This is a genomic window from Dietzia sp. DQ12-76 (genome assembly GCF_014145045.1).
Classification (GTDB): domain Bacteria; phylum Actinomycetota; class Actinomycetes; order Mycobacteriales; family Mycobacteriaceae; genus Dietzia.
Map to the genome: position 1 here is coordinate 1 of NZ_JAALDV010000229.1, position 2760 is coordinate 2760.

4 protein-coding genes are annotated in these 2760 nt (G+C 69.1%); all 4 read right to left on the minus strand.

Translation table 11 applies throughout. The features are described 5' to 3' along the window. Positions 1-498 (minus strand): ribonuclease H family protein (locus G6019_RS08695; protein WP_182627425.1); only part of this gene is annotated, 498 nt, incomplete at its 3' end. 69 nt (positions 499-567) lie between these two features. Then, complete coding sequence (locus G6019_RS08700; RefSeq protein ID WP_017836681.1) at positions 568-810, minus strand: hypothetical protein; 243 nt, start codon at positions 808-810, stop codon at positions 568-570. Positions 811-855: 45 nt separating this feature from the next. Further along, a complete protein-coding gene (locus G6019_RS08705; RefSeq protein WP_182612160.1) occupies positions 856-2055 on the minus strand; it encodes a fatty acid desaturase family protein in 1200 nt (399 codons plus the stop codon). 76 nt (positions 2056-2131) lie between these two features. Continuing rightward, positions 2132-2760, minus strand: a 629-nt coding sequence (locus tag G6019_RS08710) for a flavin reductase family protein (RefSeq protein WP_182627427.1), incomplete at its 5' end; no start/stop codon positions are given.

A 2760-nucleotide genomic window follows, 5' to 3' on the forward strand; every position in this document is an offset into this window, starting at 1 on the left:
CACGGCCGGGTCGTCACCCGCGCCGACCGACCGGGCTCCCGGGAATCCGGGGCCGGCTCCGGGCACCCGCCGCGCCGCGTAGGCCTTGGCAGCGCCGTTGGCCAGTATGTCCGCCTTCTCGTTGAGCTCGTGCCCGGCGTGTCCCTTGACCCACTCGAAGGTGACCTCGCGGCCGGCCATGGCCTCGTCGAGCGCCTTCATGACCTGGACGTTGAGAACCGGCTTCCCGTCGGCCTTCTTCCACCCCTTGCGCTTCCACCCGGCCATCCACTTGGTCACCGAGTTGATGACGTACTGCGAGTCGCACAGGATGTGGAGCGGCTCGGGGGAGTGCGCGGTCTGGCGGAGGAGGTCCAGGACGGCGGTGAGTTCACCCTGGTTGTTCGTGCCCCTGGCCCATCCGCCGCAGCGCCATCGGGACTCGTCGATGTACCAGGCCCATCCGGCAGGGCCGGGGTTTCCGAGAGCGGAGCCGTCCGCGGCGGCGATGATCGTCACGTCACGCGATCCTGCCACCGTGGCCGGTGGGGGAGCCCACCGGCCACGGTCATCGGGTCACCTGGGGACTCATCCCTGCAGTTCGCCGTCCTCGATGCCGTCCAGATCGATCATCGGTGACCGCCTGCGCTCATCGAGTCGTGCGGCACGGGCGGCCTCCCGCATCTCGATCCCGTCGGTGACGAAGTCGCCGATCTCCTTGGCGATGGATCCCACCGCGTCGGTGATGATGACGGCGATCCGGCCGACGAGTGACGCCCCCGCCTGGACACCTGCCTGGACCTGGTCCTTGTTGCGCTCGAAGTCGCCCATCGGAGTCGCTCCCTTCGTCAGTGGTGTCCACGAAGGTACCCCGGCTCAGGCCGCCGGTGTCACCTTCCGACGCTCGATGAGCACGGCCGGCGTGTCCGCCGGGGTGGGCGGAAGTGGCAGGGCCAGCCGGAACATCTTGACCCACACGTTCGTCACCTGCTTCCACAGCGGGCCGGTCGTGTACGGGAGTCCGTGCTCCTCGCAGATCGCCCGCACCTCCTCGGCGATCTCGGGGTAGCGGTGGGCGGGCAGGTCGGGGAAGAGGTGGTGCTCGATCTGGTGCGAGAGGTTCCCGGTGGCCAGGTGCATGAACGGACTGCCCGAGATGTTGGCCGACCCGAGCATCTGCCGCACGTACCACTCGCCGCGCGTCTCCTCGGCGGTCTCCTCCTGGGTGAACACCTGGGCGCCGGACGGGAAGTGGCCGCAGAAGATCACCGAGAACGCCCAGACGTTGCGGACGAGGTTGGCGGTCAGGTTGCCGGCGAAGGTGAGCGGGAACAGCGGCCCGGTGAGCGCGGGGTGGACGATGTAGTCCTTGGCGACCTGGCCGCGGACCTTGCCCCACCAGCCGGCGAGCAGGCCCTTGACGTCCGACCACTTGCGCTTGCCCTTGAGGACGTTGTCGTACTCGAGGTCGTGGAGCATGACGCCCCACTCGAACAGCATCATGAGTGCGAACGCGTAGGCGGGGTTACCGAGGCGCAGGGGGGTCCACTTCTGCTCGTACTCCATGCGCAGGATCCCGTACCCGATGTCCCGGTCCAGATCCAGGATGTTGGTGTGGGTGTGATGCATGTAGTTGTGCGAGTGGCGCCACTGGTCGGACGGGCACACGTTGTCCCACTCGAAGCTGGACGAGTGGAGCATGTCGTCACGCATCCAGTCGTACTGGCCGTGCATGACGTTGTGGCCGATCTCCATGTTGTCGAGGATCTTGGAGGCGCTCAGCGCGGCCACCCCCGCGAGCCATGCGGGCGGCAGGAAGCCCAGGAACATGAGCCCACGACCGGTGAGTTCGAGTCGACGCTGCATGCGGACGACACGAAGGATGTAGTCGCGGTCGGCGGTCCCGAGGTCGGCCACCACGCGGTCGCGGATGGCGTCGAGTTCCCGTCCGATGATCTCCACCGACTCGGCGGACAGGACGATCGGCTCGGGGCCGGCGGGGGTGGTCGCTGCGGACTTCGACTTGGTGGACGTCGACTTGGTGGAGCGGAAGCTGGGGATCTGCAGGAGGGTCATGATGGGATTCCTTCCGGGTGTTCCGGTGGGTCGTGCGGGTACGTCGGTCCGGGAGCGTGACGGGTGACCGGGGCGGTCAGAGTTCGATCTCGACGTCGCCCACGGGCGCGGAGACGCAGATCTGGACCAGGCAACCGGGTTCGGTGTCGATCTCTCCGGTCCTCAGGTCGCGGGTGGCGCCGGAGACGCGGACGGCGGTGCAGGTGTGGCAGATGCCCCTCCTGCACCCGTGCTTCGGGGACAGACCCGCGGCCTCCGCGCCCTCCAGCAGGGTGGTGCCGGGGTTGTGAGCCGACACCCCGCTCCTGACATGGGTGACGGTGCCACCGTCGCCGTCGGGAACGGGGCCGGTGGAGGCGGTGAACCGCTCACGCAGGACGTCCGCGTAGCGATCGGGGCCGAGGGTCTCCGCGAGGCCGTCGGCGAGGCCGTCGGGTCCACAGAGGAAGATGGTGGCGTCGGAGTGCCACGGCGCCACGTCATCGAGGTGGTCCGACGTGAGGTGGCCGACCAGGCCTCCCGACACCGGCTCCGAGGGCGCTGACGGGTCGGAGCCTGCGGTCGCGACCACACGGACCTCGACCCCGGCGCGCGAGAGCTCACGAATCCGGTCACGGAACGGGACGTCCTCGGCCCGGCGCGCGTAGTGCAGCCAGGCCACCCGGCCGGTGGCGCCGGCGCCGCAGTGGCCCTCCCCGACGAGCG

What these genes read in the sequence shown, in the direction of transcription:
- G6019_RS08700 (WP_017836681.1), bottom strand. Translation starts at nt 810, where the DNA reads ATGGGCGACTTCGAGCGCAACAAGGACCAGGTCCAGGCAGGTGTCCAG.
- G6019_RS08705 (WP_182612160.1), bottom strand. Translation starts at nt 2,055, where the DNA reads ATGACCCTCCTGCAGATCCCCAGCTTCCGCTCCACCAAGTCGACGTCC.